The sequence below is a fragment of the Protofrankia coriariae genome, assembly GCF_001017755.1.
Classification (GTDB): domain Bacteria; phylum Actinomycetota; class Actinomycetes; order Frankiales; family Frankiaceae; genus Protofrankia; species Protofrankia coriariae.
Window position 1 is genome coordinate 79,720 of sequence record NZ_JWIO01000003.1, and the last position, 418, is coordinate 80,137.

Genomic DNA, 418 nt, shown 5'->3' on the forward strand with positions numbered 1-418 from the left:
GCGGGTGGCAGCCGCCGCCGATCCCGTACTTCTCGCACTTCGACACCGGCTGGTTCCCGGTGATCTGGTTCGTGCTGAAGCTGCTGGCGTTCCTGTTCCTGTTCATCTGGCTGCGCGGCACGCTGCCCCGGCTGCGCTACGACCAGTTCATGGCGTTCGGCTGGAAGGTCCTGATCCCGGTCGGGCTGGTGTGGCTGCTCGCCGTGGCGACCTTCAAGGTCTACCGGGAGAACGTCACTGACCGGACGCCGTGGCTGATCGGCTTCGGGATCGCCACCGGCATCCTGCTCATCATCACGATCATCGATCCCGGTGCGCGCAAACACCGGGAACGCCTTGAGGCCGCCGAACAGGAGCGCATCCGTAACGCGCCCAGTCTGGACCGGATCCCGTGGCCGCCGCCCGCCGGTACGGCCGG

At 67.5% G+C, this 418-nt stretch carries 1 protein-coding gene; it reads left to right on the top strand.

The annotated features are described in order from the left end of the window. Positions 1-418: NADH-quinone oxidoreductase subunit H (locus FrCorBMG51_RS30410; RefSeq protein WP_235433288.1), on the top strand; the 418-nt coding region annotated here is incomplete at both ends.